Genomic DNA, 18,455 nt, shown 5'->3' on the forward strand with positions numbered 1-18,455 from the left:
CCGGCCCGCGCCGGGGCCGCCTCAGGCCCTCCGGCGCACCGCGCCGGCCTCTGCCGCTGCCTCTGCTTCCGCTTCTGCCGCGCCCTCCCGCTCCAGCCGCTCCAGCAGGTCGGCGAGGGGCATCGGGCGGCCGATGTGGTAGCCCTGGGCGTAGCGGCTGCCGTGTCGCCGCGCCACGTCCAGCTGGGCCTGCGTCTCGATCCCCTCGACGATCCCGTCGAGGCCGAGGTTGCGGCACAGGTCCAGGATCGTGGAGACGAGGCTGCAGCCCCGGTCGGTGTCGATGTCGATGTCGGCCATGAAGCCGCGGTCGATCTTGATCTTGTCCAGCGGCAGGCGGTGGACGTAGCCCAGGCTGGAATAGCCGGTCCCGAAATCGTCGAGGGCGATCTTGATGCCGAGGCTGCGCAGGGTGGTGATGGCCGCCTTGGCGTGGTCGAAGTCGCGCATCAGGGCGGTCTCGGTCAGCTCGAGCGTCAGGCGGCGCGGGTCGAGGCCGCTGCCCCGCACCGCCGCCAGGATCGCCAGGACGGTCTCCGGCGCGGCGAGGTCGTGCGCGGAGAGGTTGAAGGACAGGCCGGTCCCGGGCGGCAGCCGCGCGCCGTCGGCGAGCGCCTTGCGCAGGAGCAGGAGCGTCACCGTGTGGATCATGCCGCAGCGCTCGGCCGCCGCGATGAACCGGTCCGGCGCGACGGGGCCCAGCGTCGGGCTCGTCCAGCGCGCCAGACCCTCCACGAAGGCGGTCCGCCCCGTCTGGAGGTCGAGGACCGGCTGGTAGTGCAGCACCATCTCGACGGCGAGATCCGCCGTCCGCAGGGCCGTCTCCACCGCCTGCTCGGCGCGGATCGCGTCCTTGTGCTCCTGCGAGAACAGGGTCGTGGCGCCGCGCCGCTGCTCCTTGGAGTGGTAGAGCGCGTAGTCGGCGCGGTCGAACAGGGCGTCGGCGTCGTGCGGGATCCGGCAGGGCAGGGCGAGCCCGCCCGAGCAGCCCGTGACGACGCGGATGTCGCCGATCCGGATCGGCTGCTGCAGCGCGGTGCAGACGCCGTCGCAGAAGGCGAGCGCCGCCGCGGCCGAACCCGGCGCGCGCAGGAGCACGCCGAACTCGTCGCCCCCCAGCCGCGTCACCACCACGTCGGCGCCCGCGAAGCCCGCGAGGCGGCGGCCGGCCTCCGCCAGCACCCGGTCGCCGACATTGTGCCCGTAGGTGTCGTTGATCGGCTTGAAGCGGTCGAGGTCGAAGATCGCCAGAGCGAAGGGCGTCTCGGTCGCCGCGGACGACCGGATCGCCTCGTCGAGCTTCTGGAAGAAGTAGCGCCGGTTGGGCAGGCCGGTCAGGCTGTCGGTCTGGGCGAGGCGCGCGTTCTCCTCCGAGAGCCGGCTCGCCACGGCCTGGGACGCCACGAGGTCGACGAAGGCCCGGTAGTTGGTGTTGAGGATGCGGACCATCACCGCCGTCACGAAGGCCGTGTTGGCGGCGATGGCCAGGAAGACGTCGTTCCCGCTGGTCACGCAGCAGAACAGGAACACGCTCATGACGATGCCGGTCACCAGGAAGGCCGCCACCGGCAGGTGCGTCAGGCAGAAGATGCAGGCGATCACCGTGACGGCCACGAAGATCGCCACGTGGCCCTGCTCGTAGGGGCCGCCGTACCGGTTCAGCACCATCGCCCAGACCACGAAGGCGGCCGAGAAGAAGACCGTGAGCGCCGTGGTCAACCGCAGGTGGCGGGCCGCCCGCGCCTCGCTGAACGTCTCGGGCCGCAGGCGCAGCCAGTGCGCCGCCCGCACCACGCACAGCGCGATCACGACGGCCGGGATGCCGAGCGTCAGGGCGGCGGGCGCCAGACCGTAATGGGTCAACGCGAGTGCGCCGGCATTGATCGAGAGAAGCCCGTAGAGGGTCGGGACCTGCTTCTGCAGCTCCGCGAGCTGACGCGTGGCGGTCAGTCCGCGGGCGGATGTGGTCCACGTCGCGATCAGTAACGAGAGCGGGTGTTTGGAACGGTTCATTGGAGCTGCAGCTGCGCAATTTCCGTATTACTATTTTTCTTTCATTAAAGAGACATTTAAATGGCGGCAGAGCAGGATGGTCCTCCGAGGCGTGGCCGCCAGCGCGCGCGAGCCTTTTCTCGACGATCTGCAGAAGACGCGCCCGCGATCGATCGAATTTTCGGAGGCATTCGCCCCGTCTTGACTGATTGAGGCTCCGAACTCTCTTGCCGCAATTGCTGTGGATTCATTTCAGGTCTTCGTCGACTTGTCCCGCCCGGGCCCGGCAGGGCCCGACCCGATGCCGGTCCGGGTCTCGACCGCGCCCCGCGCTCCGAAAGCCCGCCGGGACCTGCCGCCCGCCTGCCTGCCGATTGCCCGCCCGGCGCATCCCGGCGATGATCACCGCCGCGACGGGACTGCGGTCGGGAGGCTGGGGAGAGAGCGATGAGAACCCGTGACCGGTCCGTCCGGCTGGCGATCCTCGTCGGCGGCCTGTCCATGGCCGCCGGGCCCGGGCAGGCCGAGACGATCGACGTGACCTTCGCCTGCCCGGACGGACAGGCTCTGGCCGTCACGTTCGTGAACGCCGCGGGACCCGACAGGGCGGTCGTCCGGCCGGCGAACGGCGCCGCCGTCACCCTGCCCGTGCAGATCAGCGGGTCGGGGTACCGCTACGCCGACGCCACGCACGAGCTGCGGGGCAAGGGGCGGTCGGTCACGTGGACCGACGGGGCCGCCAAGCCCGTCACCTGCACCGACCCGGCACCGCCCGACGCCAGATCCCGCTAGGACACCGGGGGGCCGGGCAAGAGATCGGGACCGGCCCCGGGACCGGCGCCAGGACCGGCCCCGGACGCGGATGCCTCGGTTCCGGCCACGACTCTTGTCACGGCCCGGCCGGGGCCTGATGTTGGCCGCCGGCGAAGCGGAGCGGTGGTCCATGGCTGTCGTGCGGCGGATCGGCCTCGTGGTCTGTCCCGATTTCGATTTCATGGCCCTGGCGGTGACCTCGCCGTTCGTGCTGGCCAACAAGTACGCGGGCGCGCCGGTCTACGACGTCCGCCTGCTCGCCGAGCAGGGCGGCCGGGTGCGCGCGGGGCTGGGGCCCGACATCGCCACCGAGCCCCTCGGCGCGCCGGATGCCTTCGACACGATCCTGGTCGCGGCCGGGATCGGGCTCCCGGAGACGACGCCGGGCCTCGCCCGCTACCTCCGGGCGGCGGCCCGGGCGACGCGGCGGGTCGCGGGGCTGTGCATGGGGGCCTTCGTCCTGGCCGATGCCGGCCTGCTCGACGGGCGCCGCGCCACGACCCACTGGAACCACGCCTCCCAGTTCCGCGCGCGCTATCCCGCGACCCGGCTCGACATCGACAAGATCTACATCGCCGACGACAACCTCTGGACCTCGGCGGGCATGTCGGCGGCGATCGACCTCGCCGTCGCCATGGTGGAGCGCGATCTCGGCCGCGACATCGCCACCCGCGTCGCCCGCGGGCTGGTGATGGAGCGCCGCCGGGCCGGCGGTCAGGCGCAGCACTCGGCGCTGCTGGAGGTGGACGCGCCCACCGACCGGATCCAGAGCGTCCTCGCCCACGCGCGCCGGAACCTGCAGCTGCCGCTCACCACCGAGGACCTCGCCGCCGTGGCCTGCCTCAGCCCGCGCCAGTTCACCCGGCTGTTCCGGGCCGAGACCGGAACCTCGCCCGCCAAGGCCATCGAGACGCTGCGCGTCGAGGCCGCCAAGCTGATGCTGGAGGAGAGCCGCCTGCCCATCGAGGCGATCGCCCGGGAGGCCGGCTTCGCCAACCGCGAGCGGATGCGCCGCGCGTTCCTCCGGGTCCACGGCGCGGTGCCGCGGGTGATCCGCCGGGCGGCCGGGCCCCTCGCGGTCGCCTGAGCGCACCCGGCGACGGCCGGGCATGGCCGGATAAGGCCTGACATGGCCGGAAACGTGGCTTCTACGGCGTAGGCCGCCCTGCGCGGCGACCGTAAGCATGGCCGGGGGGCTCAGCCGATCCTCGGAGGCAAGCGGCCATGGTGAACCTGACGATCAACGGCCGGCCGCACGCGGTCGAGGCCGAGCCCGACACGCCGCTGCTCTTCGTCCTGCGCGACACGCTCGGGATGACCGGCACCAAGTACGGCTGCGGCATCGCCCAGTGCGGGGCCTGCACGGTGCTCCTCGACGGGCAGGCGACGCGCTCCTGCCAGGTGCCGCTGGAGAGCGTCGGCGATCAGGCCGTGACCACCATCGAGGCGATCGAGCAGGATTCCGTCGGCCGGAAGGTCGTCGAGGCCTGGGTCTCCGTGCAGGTGCCCCAGTGCGGCTACTGCCAGTCGGGTCAGGTCATGGCCGCCACGGCCCTCCTCAAGCAGACGCCCAAGCCCACCGAGTCCGAGATCGCCGAGGCGATGACCAACCTGTGCCGCTGCGGGACCTACAACGCCATCGCCGCCGCCGTGCGGCAGGCCGCCGCCTGAGGAGGCCGCCATGGACCAGCTCCGCGATCGCGCCCAGCATGACATGTCCCGCGTCGATCCCGGCCCCGGCGGCCAGACCGCCCGGCCGGCCCCCTCCCGCCGCGGCGTCCTCGCGGCGGCCGGCGGTGCCNGGGCGGAGGCGCAGGGCCCCGCGGAGGGCGCGGGCGCCCTGGCGCCCAAGCCCGGCACCCGGGTCGCGGCCTTCCTGGAGATCCACCCGGACGGGACCATCAAGCTGCTGAGCCCCTTCGTGGAGGGCGGCCAGGGCATCGCCACCGGCCTGGCGCAGATCGTCGGCGAGGAGCTCGACGTGCCGCCGTCCCGCTTCGTGGTGGAGTGCGCGCCGCCCGGTCCCGACTACGCCGTCGTCAACGGCATTCGCATGACCGGCGGCAGCTTCTCGACCCGGTCGAGCTACGACGTCATGCGGCGCCTCGGCGCCACCGCCCGCGACCTCATGATCCGCGCCGCCGCGGCCCGGCTCAAGGTCCGGGAGGGCGAACTCACCACCCGGGACGGGGTCGTGCTGCACGCGGCCTCGAACACGGCGCTCTCCTACGGCGCCCTGGCGTCCGACGCGCTGGCGCTGAGGCCGAACGAGGGCGTCGCCCTGCGCGACCCGCGGACCTTCCGCTACATCCGCCAGCCGGTCCCGCGGATCGACGTGCGGGACAAGTCGACCGGACGGGCGATCTACGCGATCGACCAGAAGGTCGACGGCATGCTCTACGCCGCCGTGCAGCACGCGCCGCGGCTCGGGACCGAGCCGGAGCGCCTGACGAACGAGGCCGAGGTCGGGGCGATGCCGGGCGTGCACGCGGTGCACCGCCTGCCGGGGGCCGTGGCGGTCACGGCCGACAGCTGGTGGCGCGCCCGCAAGGCCGTCGAGGCGCTGCAGGTGACGTGGTCGGCCGGCAAGGCCAGCGGCCTCGACACGGTGGCGGCCGACTTCTCCTCCGCCGGCATGCTCGCCGCGCTGAAGGCCTCGGCGGATCCGGGCCACGTCGCCGAGGCCGAGGGCGACGTGGACGGCGCCTTCGCCGAGGCCGCCAAGGTGGTCGAGGCGGAGTACGAGGCGCCCTACCTCGCCCATGCCCAGCTCGAGCCGCCCTCGGCGATCGCGCGCTTCAACGGCGACGGCACCCTCGACGTCTGGCTGCCGAACCAGATGCCGGAGGTGTTCCAGGCGGTGTCGGCCAAGGTCGCCGGGCTGGAGCCGGCCCGGGTCCGCATCCACTCGCCGATGCTCGGCGGCTTCTTCGGCCGGCACTTCACCTACGAGGCGGGCAACCCGTTCCCGCAGGCGATCCTGCTCGCCAAGGCGACCGGCCGGCCCGTGAAGGTGCTGTGGTCGCGCGAGGAGGAGTTCGCCCGCGACGCGGTCCGGCCCCTGAGCTTCAGCCGGTTCCGGGCGGCCCTCGACGCGGCGGGCCGGCCGACCGCCCTCACGGTGCGCACGGTCGGCGAGGGGCCGATCGGACGCTACTTCAGCATGATGATGCGGACGCCGGTCGACCCGTCCGCGGTCGAGGGTATCGTCGAGAAGCCCTACGCGGTGCCGAACCGGCGCATGACCTTCACGAAGGTCGCCCATCCGGTGAACATCGCGTTCTGGCGCTCCGTCGGCCACTCGATGAACGACGCGTTCTACGAGAGCTTCCTCGACGAGGTCGCGCAGGCCGGCGGGCAGGATCCCTTCGCGCTGCGCATGGCGCTCCTCAAGGACAGCGCCCGCCACCGCGCCCTGCTGACGGCGGTGGCCGAGATGTCGGGCGGCTGGCGGCGCGGCCCCTACCGCGCCGAGGGCGGCCTGCGCGCCCGCGGCGTCGCGATGGCCTCGCCGTTCGGGTCGGAGACCGCCACCGTCGCGGAGGTCTCCGTCGAGGGCGGTGAGGCCCGCGTGCACAACCTCTGGATCGCGTTCGACCCGGGCAGCATCGTCAACCCGGCGATCGTCAAGGCGCAGGTCGAGTCGGCGGCCGCGCTGGGCCTGTCCTCGGTCCTGTTCGAGCAGATCGTCTACCGGGACGGCGTGCGCCAGTCGCGGAACTACGACACCTACCCGGTCCTGCGCCGGGAGCACATGCCGGCCGTGCACGTGCGCATCGTCGAGAGCGGCGCGCCGATGGGCGGCGTCGGCGAGCCGGGGCTTCCGGGCGTGCCGCCCGCGGTGCTCAACGCCGTCGCGGCGCTGACCGGCCAGCGGATCCGCGCCCTGCCGATGGCCAACACCAAGCTCGGCGCCGCCTGAGCGCCCGGCAGCTCACGACGGGACGACCACGATGCCACAGGCTCACGGCAAGGCCCTGGTGACGGGCGCCTCCTCGGGGATCGGCGCGGAGTACGCCGCGCAGCTGGCGGCGCGGGGGCACGACCTCGTCCTCGTGGCGCGCGACGCGGCCCGGCTGTCGGGCCTCGCCGCGCGCCTCGGCGGGGAGGGCACCGCCCTGTTCCCCGGCGCCGCCGCGGCGGTCCGCGACCTCCGGGCGGCGGGCTACGCGCTGGCGGTCGTCACCAACAAGCCGGCCCGCGCCACCGGGCTGATCCTCGACGCGGTGGGGCTGGCGCCGCTGATCGACACGGTCGTGGGCGGCGACACGCTGCCCGAGCGCAAGCCCGATCCCGCGCCGCTGCGGGAGGCCCTGCGCCGCCTGCGGGTCGCGCCCGGGCGGGCCGTCATGGTCGGCGACATGCACCACGACATCGCGGCCGCCCGCGCCGCCGGCACCGCCGCCATCCTGGCCCGCTACGGCTACGGGCGCCCCGAAGACGCCGAGGCCGCCGACGCCGTCCTCGACGACATCGGCGGCCTGGGAAGGATGATCGGGGCGCTGCCCGCGGGCGGCGCCCCGGTTACCTAGCGGCTTCCCGCGAGGTCGAGGCGGGCGGGGGCGCCCGGCGCCCGGGCTTCCCGCTCGAGGATGGCGCGGGCGCTGTCCGCGAGGACGAGCCAGGCGCCGGCCATGAGCGTGACGTCCTTGAGGACGAGGCGGCCTGCGCCCGACAGGTAGGGGAAGCCGTGCTCGGCGTCGCCGAGCGCCGCCACCCAGGCCTCGGGGGTGGTCACGAGGAACGACAGGGTCACCACCGGCGTCAGGAAGGCCAGCACCGCCCCGGCGAGGCCCAGCCGCCGCGACGCCAGCCCGACGAGGACGAGCAGGCCGATCAGCAGCTCGACCGTGCCGAGGCCGCGGGAGAACGCGTAGGTGTGGTTGGCCGTCTGCCACGCGCGGGCGGCGAGATTCAGCTCGCCCTCGTGGGTGAGGTGCTGGGCGTACTGGTCGGGATGGGCGTAGAAGAACGCCATCACCGGGCTGTTGGCGACGAAGGGCGTGATGCTGTCGGCCTCGTAGGGCACGAACTTGAGCGCGCCGATCCAGAGGAAGATGACCGCGATGGCGACCCGCATGGCCTGGAGGCCGAGGCGGTTCGAGCCCGGCCCGGAGACGAGGCCGAGGACGCGACGAACCTGCGTGTTCATGGCACGATTCCTTGCTCAACCGGATGGGGGAGGGGGCTACGCCTCGGCGGAGGCCGCGAAGGCGTCGAGCGCGCGGGTCGCGTAGACGACCGCGGCACCGGCATTGAGGCTGGTGGCGACCCCGAGGGCCTCGGCCAGCTCGGCCTCGGTGGCGCCGAGCTTGCGGGCGGCGTCGGTGTGGACCGTGATACAGCCGTCGCAGCGCAGGGAGATCGCCACCGCCACCGCGATCAGCTCGCGGGTCTTGGCGTCGAGCTGGCCGGTCTTCTGGCCCGCCGTGCTGAGAGTGCCGTAGCCCCGCACCGTGTCGGGGCTGAGCTTGGCGAAGTGTCCGACGCCGGCGGTGACCTGCTGGCGGTAGGTGTTCCAATCGATCATGTGCATGACGACCTCCTTCGTGATGACGAGGAAGGTAATCAGGGCCGGCCGCGCCCTCGATGACCGCGCGGCGCAGGCTGATGACCGGGCGGATCAACCCGCCTGCGGGGGGCCTCCGGCTGCCGGGCCTGCCCGGGGCGGATCCCGTACTTGCGCAGGAACGCCCGGCTCAGGGCGGCCGCGGACTGGTAGCCGACCTCCGCGGCGAGACGGTCCAGCGCGACCGTCTCGGTGCGCAGGCGGTGATGGGCGAGCCCGAGCCGCAGGTCGGTGAGGAATTCCAGCGGCGCGACGCCCGCGGCGGCGCGGAAGGCGCGCACGAGGCTCGCCCGCGACGCGGCGGCCGTCGCGGCCAGTTCGTCCAGCGTCCAGGGATGCACCGGATCGCGCACCATCGCGAGCACCGCCCGGGCGGCGAGCGGCTGGCCCAGGAGGCGCAGCAATCCCTCGGCCGGGCCCGACGCCTCGAGATGCGCGCGCATCATCATCATGAACAGCGCGCTCGCGAGGTTCTCGGCGACCGCGACCGACCCGGCGCGGAGGTCGTTCAGCTCCGCGCGGATGCCCGCCAGCAGCGGCGCGAAGCGGGTGGCCAGGGGCTCGGCGCCGACGTTCAGGACGAGGAGGTCCGGCAGGGCGGTCACGATCAGGGTCTGGGGCGCCGCCTCGAAGGCCAGGCGGCCGCAGATCAGCTCGACGTCGGGCTCGGCCCCGACGGTGGTCTTGAACCGCAGGGTGTCCGCGTGGCGGACCGCGACGGGCAGGGGCGTCGCCGGCCGCGGCCCCGCGCCGTGGAACAGGTGCGCGTCGCCGCGCGGCAGGAGCAGGATGTCCCCGGCCGCGACCTGCAGGGGCGCGCTCCCGGGCCGCCGCAGCGTGGCGCGGCCGCGCGTGACGAGGTGGAAATAGGCCTGCCGCGCCGGCTCCGTCTCGTGCGCGGCGGCCCAGGCGCCGCCGAACCGGCAGACGTCGTCCAGGTGCGGCCGCACGCGCAGCAGCGGCGCGAGGCCGCTCAGCGGATCGTCGACCCCGGCGGCTCCGGGCGCGCCCGCGCGACGCCTGATCGGTCCGGCCATGCTCCCCCGCGCTCCGGAATGCCCCCGGGCCCGGCATAGGCGCACGCGGCGGCCTCGACCAGAGGTTGTTCGTCCGCCGCGGGATCAGCCCGCCGCGATGGCCCTCTCGACGAAGGCGGTCACGCCCGCGATGTAGCGCTGGATCGGGATCCCGCGCTTCCGGTGCTTGGCCCGCTTCACGTACCAGTCCTGCAGGAGCGGCTTGATCAGCGCGGCGGTGAGATCCACGTCGGCGACCGCGAAGACGCCCGCCGCCGCGCCGCGGGCCAGGACCTCGGCGAAGATGCGCTCCGTGGCGGCCTCGCTCGCCGTCGCCATCGTCCGCGCGGGGGCCGGGAAGCCCTTCGCCTCCATGAAGGCGAAGACGAACCAGGGCTGCATCGCCTCGGTCAGGCGGATATGGGTCTCGATCAGCCAGCGCAGATGCGCGGCCGGATCCGCCGCGAGCCCCGCCGGGGCCTGCCGCAGGACCGCCTCGGCCGTCTCGGCCACCTCGGTGAGGATCATCACCAGGAGCGTGTTCTTGTTGTCGAAGTACGAGTAGAGCCCGCCCATGCTGAGCCCCGAGGCCCGGGCGAGGTCGCGCAGGCTCGTCTCGTGGAAGCCCTGCCGGCTCGACAGCTTCAGCACCGCCTTGATGATCCGCGCGAGGTTGGCGACGGCGACGTGGTCCTTCCGGACGCGGATCCGGTCCCGGTGCCGCGCCAGGATCCGGGCGCAGATCGCCTCGGTCGCGTAGGCGTCTTTCGCCGGCAGGTGCGCCGGCAGGTGCGCCGGCAGGTCGGCCGGGGGGGCGTCTGCGGGGCTCATCGATCCATCGTCGCTCCGTCGTCGTCTCGTCGTCGCGCCCGCCCGCCGTGGCCATCACCGGGAGCGGCGCCCGCGGTCTAGCCCGTTGCCAGGCGCGAATCCAGGCGATAAAAAGCGAGCGCTCGCTCGATTTTTATCGCCTGCACCGACCCAGGAGGTGGGCCCGTGGATTTCACCATCTCCCCGCGCGTCGAGGATTACCGCGCGCGGATCGCGGCCTTCGTGGACGCGCACATCCTGCCGCTGGAGGCCGATCCGGCGGCCTATGACGGCCACGGCAACATCAGCCTCCCCGAGCTGGCCCGGCTGCGCGGCCTCGCCCGCGCCGAGGGCCTGTGGTGCCTGCAGCTGCGGCCCGAGACCGGCGGCGCCGGGCTCGACAAGGTCGGCATGGCGGTCTGCTACGAGGCCATGAACCGCTCGATCTTCGGGCCGGTCGTGTTCAACTCGGCCGCGCCCGACGACGGCAACATGATGGTGCTGGAGAAGGTCGCGACCCCGGACCAGAAGGCGCGCTGGCTCGCGCCGATCGTGGACGGGCGGGTCCGCTCGGCCTTCGCCATGACCGAGCCGCATCCCGGCGGCGGCTCCGATCCCGGCATGATCCAGACCCGGGCCGAGCGGCGGGGCGACGGCTACGTGGTCACCGGCCGCAAGTGGTACATCACCGGCGCCGAGGAGGCCGAGCACTTCATCCTGATGGCGCGCACCTCCGACGACGCGCGCAAAGGGCTGACCGCCTTCCTGTTCCACAGGGACCAGCCCGGCTGGCGGATCCTGCGCCGCATCCCGATCATGGGGCCGGAGGAGCACGGCGGCCATTGCGAGCTGCTGTTCGAGGGCCTGGAGATCCCGGCCGAGAACGTCCTGATGAATGAGGGCGACGGCCTGAAGCTCACCCAGATCCGCCTCGGGCCGGCGCGGCTGACCCACTGCATGCGCTGGCTCGGCCTGTCGAAGCGCTGCGTCGAGATCGCCCGGGCCTACGCGGCCGAGCGGCACGGCTTCGGGATCCGGCTGGCCGACCGGGAGAGCATCCAGCTGATGCTCGGCGACCTCGCCATGCGGATCGAGATCGGGCGCCTCCTGGTGATGAAGGCCGCCTGGGCCCTCGACCAGGGCAGCTTCGCCCGCAAGGAGGTGTCGATGGCCAAGGTGCACGTGGCCAACCTCCTGCACGCGGCCGCCGACACGGCGATCCAGATCAACGGCGCGCGGGGCTACTCCACCGACACGCCGCTCGAGTGGATCTACCGCTACGCCCGGCAGGCCCGCCTCGTGGACGGGGCCGACGAGGTCCACAAGATGGTCCTGAACCGCAACCTCGAGGCCGAGGGCGACGCCTTCTGGTCGTGGGGCGTCGGGGCCTGAGCGGGGCCGACACCGTCCGTCCGCCGCGCGGGGCGCGTCGGCAGGCCGAGTCAGACAGGGAAGCCGAGAGGAAGCCGAGAGTATGACCGAGGTCGTGATCACAGGCGCGGTGCGCACCGCGATCGGCACGTTCGGCGGCGCGCTGGCCGGCACGCCGCCCTCCGCCCTCGCCGCAAGCTGCGTCGCGGAGGCGCTGCGCCGCGCCGGGACCGCGCCCGAGGCGGTCGGCCACGTGGTCCTCGGCAACGTCATCCCGACCGAGCCCCGGGACGCCTACATCGCCCGCGTCGCGGCGATGGAGGGCGGGATTCCCGCGGAGGTGCCGGCCATGACGGTCAACCGCCTCTGCGGCAGCGGCCTGCAGGCGATCGTCTCGGCCGCGCAGTCCATCCTGCTCGGCGACGCCGAGACGGCCGTGGCCGGCGGCGCCGAGAGCATGAGCCGCGCGCCCCACCTCCTGACCACCGGGCGGACCGGGTCGCGCATGGGCGACGCGGTGCTCGTCGACTTCATGCTCGGCGCGCTGACCGATCCGTTCGGCAACGGCCACATGGGCGTCACCGCCGAGAACGTGGCCGCGCGCTACGACGTCCCCCGCGACGCGCAGGACGCCTTCGCGGCCGAGAGCCAGGCCCGCGCCGCGCGGGCGATCCGCGAGGGCCGGTTCCGGGAGCAGATCCTGCCGGTCGAGGTCCAGCGCCGGCGCGAGACGATGGCCTTCGACACCGACGAGCACCCGAAGGCCACGAGCGCCGAGGACCTCGCCAAGCTGCGCCCCGCCTTCTCCAAGACCGGCAGCGTCACGGCCGGCAACGCCTCGGGGCTGAACGACGGCGCCGCGGCCCTCGTCCTGTCGAGCGCCGCGCGGGCCGCGCGCGACGGCGCGACGCCCCTCGCCCGGATCGTCGGCTACGCCCACGCCGGCGTGGACCCCTCCGAGATGGGCATGGGCCCGGTGCCGGCGGTGCGGCGGCTGCTGGAGCGGACCGGCCTGCGGGCCGCGGATTTCGACGTCGTCGAGTCGAACGAGGCCTTCGCGGCGCAGGCCTGCGCGGTCTCCCGCGCCCTCGACCTCGATCCCGATCGGGTCAACCCGAACGGCGGCGCCATCGCCCTCGGCCACCCGATCGGCGCCACGGGGGCGATCATCACCGTGAAGGCCCTCTACGAGCTGGCCCGGACCGGCGGCCGCTACGGGCTCGTGACCATGTGCATCGGCGGCGGCCAGGGGATCGCCATGGCCCTCGAGCGCGTCCCGTGACGCGGTCCTGAGGCGCCATGCTGGACGCGGATCAGAGGACGGCGCTCTGCGCCTGGATCGGCCGGACCCTGGACGCCGGGTCGGTCGCGCTCGACGACGCGCGGCCGCTGACCGGCGGCTCGATCCAGGAGAACTGGATGCTGGCGTGCCGGGTCGACGGCGCGCCCCGGGGCTTCGTCCTGCGCAAGGACGCGGCCGCCACCATCGCGTCGAGCCGCTCGCGGGCGGAGGAGTTCCGGATCCTGCGCGCCGCCTTCGCGGCCGGGGTGCGGGTGCCGGAGCCGGTCGGCTTCTGCGCGGATCCGGCGGTGGTCGGGGCGCCCTTCGCGCTGATGGGCCTCGTCTCGGGGGTCGGCCTGGGACCGCGGGTGGTCAAGGACGCGAGCCTCGGCGGCGACCGCGCGGCCCTCGCCGAGCGGCTCGGGCATCGCCGGCCGAGCTGGTCGCGGCGCTCCGCGCCGGCCGGCGCGACGGGGACGCGGCGCTCCACGCCGCGCTGGTCGAGACGACGCGGATCGCCGCCGGCATCTGGAAGGCCCCGGGCTAGCGATCCCGGGCTCCAGATCCGGGCGTCAGTAGGTGCGGCCGGTGCCCCGGCGCCGGTCGTAGCGGCGCCCGAGATAGGCGACGAGCTTCGGCACGATGAAGGCCGTGAGAAGCTTGCGCAGCATCGGTGGAGCCTCCGTCAGCGGGCGCGGCGGACGAGCCAGCCCGCCGCGAAGGCGACGGCGGCCAGGCCCAGCAGAGTGTTGGTGCGGTTGGCGTCGGCCGTGCGGATCGCCTGCCGGCCGTGATCGGCGCCGCGGCGGCGCACGTCCCGGGCGCGGTCCCGAACCTCGTCGATCAGGTGGTCGGCCCGTCCGCGGGCGGCCTCGGCCAGATGGCGGCCGTCCTCGGCGAGATCGTCCGCGAGGTCCTCGGCGCGGTCGCGGGCGCGACCGTAGGCGTATTGCGCGCCGCCGGCCACTTGGTTCACCGCGCCGCGCACCTGGCGGGCCGGGTCGCCGGTCAGGCCGCCCAGGGCGGTCTGGGCGCGGCCCTTGAGGTGGCGGGACGCGCCGCGGATCTGGTCGCGGTTCATGCGATGTCTCCTGTGCGGGATGGACGAGGTCGGCGGCGCCGGACAGGCCCGCGCCGCCGGGCCCGGCTCAGCGCTTGCCGGTGATCTTGTCGGCGAGGGTCTTGGCGCCGTCCTTGACGTCGCCGACGGTCTTCTGCGCCTCGCCCTTCAGCTCCTGCGCCTTGCCCTCGGCCACCAGCCGGTCGTTGCCGGTCGCCTTGCCGGCCGCCTGCTTGACGTTGCCCACCGCCTCGTTGGCCAGGCCCTTCAGCTTGTCGGTCGTGCTGCTCATCGCGTGTGCTCCTGCTTCGCTGGTGAGGCCGGTCGTCCCGGCCGGGGGCGGCCCCCGCGTCCCGCGCGGGGGCCGGTGGAACGCTCAGACGCGCCGGGTCTCGTAGGCGCCGANCGGGTTGGCGTTGAAGGTGCGCTCGAACCGCTCCTCGGCCTCGAACTGGTCGGAGACGTCCTTGAGGATCAGCGCCAGGCAGCTCGGGTTGCCGTCGCGGTCCGTGGCCACGAGGCTGCGCAGCGAGTGCACGAAGTCCATGTCGGGCCTGTCGGCCCGGCGCACCTCGACCACGACGTCGTGGAAGCGCTCGCCGGCCACGACCCGCTCGATCGGGTACTGGTTCGGCGTGACGTGGTTGCGGTAGCGCAGGCGGAAGCGCTCGCGGTAGGCGTCGACGGTCGGGCCGAGCTCGTCGAGGGACCCGGCGCCGTGCATGGCGAGCGCGGCCTCGTTGGCGTACGCGATGGTCTGGTCGGGCTCGACCAGGATCACGCCCTCGCTCAACCCGGCGATGATCTGCCGGAGTTCGTGCCTGTCGATGCCCGCCGTCACGGCTTCTGCACCCCTTCGCGCGCTCACTGCCCTGTCGGCAGCGGGGCACAAACGGGTTGCGCGCAAGCCGGTTCCCTCATCTACGTTATTTTCCTGGTATACGCGCATCATTGACGCGGGCGTTTTGAGCCAGAGATTAGTGCTCACAACGCCGCGACGCCGTCTCAGCGCGATCTCGGCACCTTTTCCAGCAGACGTGGCCATGCCGAACGTGCAGGGTATCGATCGACCATTGCGGATGCCCGCGGAACACCGGAGCGTGATCTCCGATCCGGGCGCGCGATCCGCGGCGGATCTGGGGGAACATTTTTCAGAAGTTGTGGAAACTGAGGAAAATTCGCGTCTAAGGCACCTGCTCGGCCGGCTGTCGGAAGCCGCGGCCGCCTCCGAGACCGATGGTCAGGTCCCCGCCGGCTTCGGCACGGCGCTGCTCGACGCCGTGCCGGATCTGCGCCGCCGCGCGCGGACACTGGCCCGCGACGCCATCGCGGGCGACGTCCAGGGAGACGACCTCGTCCGTCTCACCCTCCTGAGGGCCTGGGAGCGGCGGGCGGAGTTCCGGCCCGGTACCGGCATGCCCGCGTGGCTCGACACGATCCTGCGCACCGCGCCCTTCAACGGCCGCGTCGCGTACCGCCTCGCCACGCCGGCTCCGGCCGACCGGTCGGCGGCGCTCCGCGCCGGGTCGACCCACGGGCGCGGCGCGGAACGGGTCCCGGACGGGCCTATCCCCTGNGCCCGGGCCTCCGGCACCGGCAGCGTCGCGTCCGCGTCGGCGAGGTTCAGGGCCGTCAGCACCCGCGCGCTCCCGTCGCCCAGCGCGAGCACGAGCTGCGCGTTGGCGAGGTGCAGCGTCCGCGCCCGCGCGCGGTGCAGCCCGGCCTGGCGCCGGCGGAGGGCGATCAGGTCCCGGTGCAGCCGGTAGATCGGCCAGCCATACGGGGCGAGATCCGCGGGCGTCGGCGGGAAGGCCGGCCGGATGGCGTCGTCGCCGCCGACCCGTTCCTCCTTCACGCCCCGGAACGCCTGCTCGTCGCCGGCGTAGATCGCGGGCGTCCCGCCGCAGGTCAGCAGGATCGCCAGCGCGTGCGGGAGGTGCCGCTCATCCGTGAGCCGGCTCGCGATCCGCGTCACGTCGTGGTTGCCCACGAAGGTCAGGGGCGCGAACCTGTCGAGATAGCCGTTGTGCCGGTCCAGGGCGTGGGCCAGCTCGAACAGGTTGCGATCGTTGAGGGCGCTCCAGATCGCCTTCCAGAGCTCGTACTGGGTCACCGCGTCCATGCCGGTGTCCTGCACGAGGCGGGCGTAGTCGCCGTGGATCACTTCGCCGACGATGTAGGCGTCCGGATGCGCGAGGCGGACCTGCCGCAGCACGCGCGCCCAGAAGCGCGGCGGCACCGCGTAGGCGGCGTCCAGCCGCCAGCCGTCGGCGCCCCGGGCGAGCCAGTGGCCCATGACGGCGGCGACGTGGTCGGCGACGCGCGGGTCGTCGTGGTTGAGCGCGACGAGCTGCCGGTGGCCCTCGAAGCAGGCGTAGTCCGGCTCGATGCCCGGGCCGGAGCCCCGCGGCCAGGACAGCCGGAACCAGCCGGCCTGTCCGGATTCAGGCCCGTGCCGCAGCACGTCCTGGAAGGCCGGGTGGGCCCGCCCGACATGGTTGAAGACGCCGTCGAGCAGGACGCGGAGGCCGCGGGCCCGGGCCGCCGCGACCAGCGCGTCGAAGTCGGCCTCGTCGCCCAGGCGCGGATCGATGCGGAAATGGTCGACCGTGTCGTAGCCGTGCGTGGAGGCCGCGAAGATCGGCCCCAGCGCCAGCCCGGAGGCGCCGAGCTCAACCGCGTAGTCGAGCCAGCCGTGCAGGTGGGCGAGCCGGTGCGCGACCGGCGCGGCCGGGTCGGCCTCGTCAGGGGCCCCGACGAAGCCGAGGGGGAAGACCTGCCACCAGACTGCCTGTTCGATCCAGGACGCCACCCGACCTCCGTCCGCCGCCAATCGGGACCGAACCCTGTCGCGCCGCGATGGTTGCAGGACCGGCGGCAGGTACAGTCGCAGAATCGCGGCCGATCCGGACGCGGCCTCGGCCGCCGGTTTCCGTGCCCCGACGAATCTGGGCTGTCGCGGCTTCGAACGCGGTGCGACGGTCCCCCTGCAGCCCGGATCGGGACGTGGGGGCGAGCGCGGTCACGGGCCGCGAGCGCATCGGGATTCGAGGTTGAGCAGGTCGCGGGGGGCGGAGGAAAGTCTCCGCGGACCGCGTCTAAGTCCCGGCCGAGACGGCGTTATCGCCGCGGCGCCGGGGCGCTGACGTGCCACCAGGAAAGCCTGGTGGAGCTGAGGGGACTGTAACCCGGCAGTCGATTAAATGCCTGTCAGGCCTCAAAGATGTTCCCTGCCAGGGGCTTGTCGGGATGAAGGGCGGGATGAACGTGGGATTTTCGGAGATCCGAATTTCATGTAACCCGACGCTTGTCGCTCCCATCCTCGCCTTGCGAGCGTTCCCAGCCCCGTCTCATCCGAGCCTTCGGGCTTGCGCCCGAGGAGTTGCCGCATGGTCGCCATGTGGCCTCGCGAGAATCGACTCCGGAAGATGCACGGCGTGGAAGGTCGGCTCCGGCGCGACCTCCTCTGCGCTCGTTTCGGCGTGCTGTTCCGACACCCGGGCACAGCCCGCCGAACGTGCCGAGCCTGCGGCGGACAATGAGGCGTGGGCCGCGCCCGGATGCGCGAATCGACTTGGCACCGCGAGGAGACCGGCCCAAGCTGTGTCCCCTGGCGCTACGGGCGTGGGGCAAGCTCCGAGATCGGGTGCTTGGCCCTCGGCGCCCTCGCGATGGCGAGGGTACCACCATGCTGCCTCGTCCAGCCGCTACGAGTCGACAGGACCTGTGGCCGGCCCCGTCTCAGGCTGCAAAACAGAAGCGCCTCAACTGGCCGACGCCCATACATTGGGTTCGATGGCTTGGCAATGCGGAGAAGATCCATTTTCATGGCTTCGCGATAAGAAAAGATGCGCTTATAGCCAAAATATTTCCAGCCTGGACCGTCATCCTGCCGGAACGGCAAAGGTCGAGCGAAGTTTCCTGTCCGCGCCGGCATCGTGCGCGGAGGTTGATCAATGACGACGAATCGCTTCGCCGGGTTGACCGAGAAAATGACCTTTGAAAATGTCAAGGAGCACCTCAAGAAGTCTCCCTTGGACTTGGCCCTTTACAGCGCCGGCATCGGCGCGGCAGGCTGGGCGATGGATGCGTACGGTGCCGAGAACGCGCTCGCGATCATCGGCGCGGGCACCGCGACCATCGGCCTGCCGCTGATCGCCGGCCTGTCGATCCGCTGGGCCTGCAACCGCGCGCGGGGCAGGCGAGCCCCCTTCGTCGGCGATGCCGAGTTCAGGTACCTTCGCCGGCTTCTCCAGACCGCCTGCAACGTCTTCGCGTGGTGTGCCTCCAAGCTGGGGCGCCCTGCCACCGCCGCCGTCGCCCTCCTGCTCGGGGCGATCATCGGGATGACGCCTGGCGAGGTCGTCAGGACCGCGAACTGGACGCCGATGGCCGAGTTCACAGTGGCCTACCCCCGGCCGGCCTGGCCATCGGCGACCGTCCACGTCAAGCCATTCAGCGACTACGGTCGGGGTGCGAAGGCGACGATCAACATGCCGCCGGACTATCGAATGGGCTGAGCTTTCGAGGATTGAGACGTCC

The 18,455-nt window shown here is 72.9% G+C and carries 16 protein-coding genes and 2 pseudogenes; 9 read left to right on the top strand and 9 right to left on the bottom strand.

Annotated features, from left to right (window positions below):
* Nucleotides 1-21 precede the first annotated feature (21 nt).
* Nucleotides 22-2,013 (bottom strand): putative bifunctional diguanylate cyclase/phosphodiesterase, encoded by a 1,992-nt coding sequence (locus MMR14E_RS18795; protein ID WP_331316341.1) that lies wholly within the window; start codon nt 2,011-2,013, stop codon nt 22-24.
* A gap of 426 nt (nt 2,014-2,439) precedes the next feature.
* Between MMR14E_RS18795 and MMR14E_RS18800 the strand changes: the two genes are divergently transcribed.
* From MMR14E_RS18800 to MMR14E_RS18820, 5 genes are all read left to right on the top strand, one after another.
* The gene (locus MMR14E_RS18800) at nt 2,440-2,784 is read left to right on the top strand and encodes an MliC family protein (RefSeq protein ID WP_331316342.1); all 345 of its coding nucleotides are present in this window, start codon (nt 2,440-2,442) and stop codon (nt 2,782-2,784) included.
* 151 nt (nt 2,785-2,935) lie between these two features.
* Nucleotides 2,936-3,892 (top strand): GlxA family transcriptional regulator, encoded by a 957-nt coding sequence (locus MMR14E_RS18805; RefSeq protein ID WP_331316343.1) that lies wholly within the window; start codon nt 2,936-2,938, stop codon nt 3,890-3,892.
* A 137-nt stretch (nt 3,893-4,029) separates the two neighbouring features.
* Nucleotides 4,030-4,476, top strand: a complete 447-nt coding sequence (locus tag MMR14E_RS18810) for a (2Fe-2S)-binding protein (protein ID WP_331316344.1) — start codon at nt 4,030-4,032, stop codon at nt 4,474-4,476.
* A 10-nt stretch (nt 4,477-4,486) separates the two neighbouring features.
* On the top strand, nt 4,487-6,727 hold the full coding sequence (locus MMR14E_RS18815) for a xanthine dehydrogenase family protein molybdopterin-binding subunit (RefSeq protein ID WP_331316345.1): 2,241 nt from the start codon (nt 4,487-4,489) through the stop codon (nt 6,725-6,727).
* 31 nt (nt 6,728-6,758) lie between these two features.
* Nucleotides 6,759-7,337 carry an HAD-IA family hydrolase gene (locus tag MMR14E_RS18820; RefSeq protein WP_331316347.1) on the top strand — a complete coding sequence of 193 codons (579 nt, stop codon included), beginning with the start codon at nt 6,759-6,761 and terminating at the stop codon, nt 7,335-7,337.
* Here the strand turns inward: MMR14E_RS18820 and rclC are convergent.
* The 4 genes from rclC to MMR14E_RS18840 form a co-directional block, all read right to left on the bottom strand.
* Nucleotides 7,334-7,957, bottom strand: coding sequence for a reactive chlorine resistance membrane protein RclC (gene rclC / locus MMR14E_RS18825; RefSeq protein WP_331316348.1), 624 nt, complete (start codon nt 7,955-7,957; stop codon nt 7,334-7,336). The genes MMR14E_RS18820 and rclC overlap by 4 nt on opposite strands.
* Nucleotides 7,958-7,993: 36 nt before the next feature.
* Nucleotides 7,994-8,341: a carboxymuconolactone decarboxylase family protein gene (locus MMR14E_RS18830; RefSeq protein WP_331316350.1), complete on the bottom strand. Its 348-nt coding sequence runs from the start codon at nt 8,339-8,341 to the stop codon at nt 7,994-7,996.
* Nucleotides 8,342-8,373: 32 nt separating this feature from the next.
* Nucleotides 8,374-9,411: an AraC family transcriptional regulator gene (locus MMR14E_RS18835; RefSeq protein WP_331316352.1), complete on the bottom strand. Its 1,038-nt coding sequence runs from the start codon at nt 9,409-9,411 to the stop codon at nt 8,374-8,376.
* Nucleotides 9,412-9,495: 84 nt separating this feature from the next.
* Entirely contained in the window at nt 9,496-10,221 is a 726-nt protein-coding gene (locus tag MMR14E_RS18840; RefSeq protein ID WP_331316354.1) for a TetR/AcrR family transcriptional regulator, read from the bottom strand.
* A 165-nt stretch (nt 10,222-10,386) separates the two neighbouring features.
* Here MMR14E_RS18840 and MMR14E_RS18845 point away from each other — a divergent pair, with 165 nt between their 5' ends.
* From MMR14E_RS18845 to MMR14E_RS18855, 3 genes and pseudogenes are all read left to right on the top strand, one after another.
* Complete coding sequence (locus tag MMR14E_RS18845; RefSeq protein ID WP_331316356.1) at nt 10,387-11,592, top strand: acyl-CoA dehydrogenase family protein; 1,206 nt, start codon at nt 10,387-10,389, stop codon at nt 11,590-11,592.
* Between the two features lie 82 nt (nt 11,593-11,674).
* The gene (gene bktB, locus MMR14E_RS18850) at nt 11,675-12,853 is read left to right on the top strand and encodes a beta-ketothiolase BktB (protein WP_331316358.1); all 1,179 of its coding nucleotides are present in this window, start codon (nt 11,675-11,677) and stop codon (nt 12,851-12,853) included.
* A gap of 137 nt (nt 12,854-12,990) precedes the next feature.
* Nucleotides 12,991-13,173 (top strand): annotated as a pseudogene (locus MMR14E_RS18855) (phosphotransferase family protein); the annotation flags it as partial.
* A gap of 365 nt (nt 13,174-13,538) precedes the next feature.
* Here MMR14E_RS18855 and MMR14E_RS18860 read toward each other — a convergent pair.
* From MMR14E_RS18860 to MMR14E_RS18875, 4 genes and pseudogenes are all read right to left on the bottom strand, one after another.
* On the bottom strand, nt 13,539-13,934 hold the full coding sequence (locus tag MMR14E_RS18860; RefSeq protein ID WP_331316359.1) for a CsbD family protein: 396 nt from the start codon (nt 13,932-13,934) through the stop codon (nt 13,539-13,541).
* A gap of 67 nt (nt 13,935-14,001) precedes the next feature.
* Nucleotides 14,002-14,205: a CsbD family protein gene (locus tag MMR14E_RS18865; RefSeq protein WP_331316360.1), complete on the bottom strand. Its 204-nt coding sequence runs from the start codon at nt 14,203-14,205 to the stop codon at nt 14,002-14,004.
* Nucleotides 14,206-14,298: 93 nt separating this feature from the next.
* Nucleotides 14,299-14,754 (bottom strand): annotated as a pseudogene (locus MMR14E_RS18870) (PAS domain-containing protein); the annotation flags it as partial.
* 399 nt (nt 14,755-15,153) lie between these two features.
* Nucleotides 15,154-16,725 (bottom strand): alpha-amylase family protein, encoded by a 1,572-nt coding sequence (locus MMR14E_RS18875; protein ID WP_331316362.1) that lies wholly within the window; start codon nt 16,723-16,725, stop codon nt 15,154-15,156.
* Between the two features lie 1,144 nt (nt 16,726-17,869).
* Between MMR14E_RS18875 and MMR14E_RS18880 the strand changes: the two genes are divergently transcribed.
* Complete coding sequence (locus tag MMR14E_RS18880) at nt 17,870-18,433, top strand: hypothetical protein (protein WP_331316364.1); 564 nt, start codon at nt 17,870-17,872, stop codon at nt 18,431-18,433.
* Nucleotides 18,434-18,455 lie beyond the last annotated feature (22 nt).

The organism is Methylobacterium mesophilicum (genome assembly GCF_036441335.1).
In the GTDB taxonomy this organism is placed as follows: Bacteria; Pseudomonadota; Alphaproteobacteria; order Rhizobiales; family Beijerinckiaceae; genus Methylobacterium; species Methylobacterium mesophilicum_B.

Excerpts from the sequence above, each read along its gene's own strand:
- MMR14E_RS18805 (WP_331316343.1), top strand. The coding sequence starts at position 2,936 with ATGGCTGTCGTGCGGCGGATCGGCCTCGTGGTCTGTCCCGATTTCGAT.
- rclC (WP_331316348.1), bottom strand. The coding sequence starts at position 7,957 with ATGAACACGCAGGTTCGTCGCGTCCTCGGCCTCGTCTCCGGGCCGGGC.
- MMR14E_RS18830 (WP_331316350.1), bottom strand. The coding sequence starts at position 8,341 with ATGCACATGATCGATTGGAACACCTACCGCCAGCAGGTCACCGCCGGC.
- MMR14E_RS18835 (WP_331316352.1), bottom strand. The coding sequence starts at position 9,411 with ATGGCCGGACCGATCAGGCGTCGCGCGGGCGCGCCCGGAGCCGCCGGG.
- MMR14E_RS18880 (WP_331316364.1), top strand. The coding sequence starts at position 17,870 with ATGACGACGAATCGCTTCGCCGGGTTGACCGAGAAAATGACCTTTGAA.
- MMR14E_RS18795 (WP_331316341.1), bottom strand. The coding sequence starts at position 2,013 with ATGAACCGTTCCAAACACCCGCTCTCGTTACTGATCGCGACGTGGACC.
- bktB (WP_331316358.1), top strand. The coding sequence starts at position 11,675 with ATGACCGAGGTCGTGATCACAGGCGCGGTGCGCACCGCGATCGGCACG.
- MMR14E_RS18865 (WP_331316360.1), bottom strand. The coding sequence starts at position 14,205 with ATGAGCAGCACGACCGACAAGCTGAAGGGCCTGGCCAACGAGGCGGTG.
- MMR14E_RS18810 (WP_331316344.1), top strand. The coding sequence starts at position 4,030 with ATGGTGAACCTGACGATCAACGGCCGGCCGCACGCGGTCGAGGCCGAG.
- MMR14E_RS18860 (WP_331316359.1), bottom strand. The coding sequence starts at position 13,934 with ATGAACCGCGACCAGATCCGCGGCGCGTCCCGCCACCTCAAGGGCCGC.
- MMR14E_RS18820 (WP_331316347.1), top strand. The coding sequence starts at position 6,759 with ATGCCACAGGCTCACGGCAAGGCCCTGGTGACGGGCGCCTCCTCGGGG.
- MMR14E_RS18840 (WP_331316354.1), bottom strand. The coding sequence starts at position 10,221 with ATGAGCCCCGCAGACGCCCCCCCGGCCGACCTGCCGGCGCACCTGCCG.
- MMR14E_RS18800 (WP_331316342.1), top strand. The coding sequence starts at position 2,440 with ATGAGAACCCGTGACCGGTCCGTCCGGCTGGCGATCCTCGTCGGCGGC.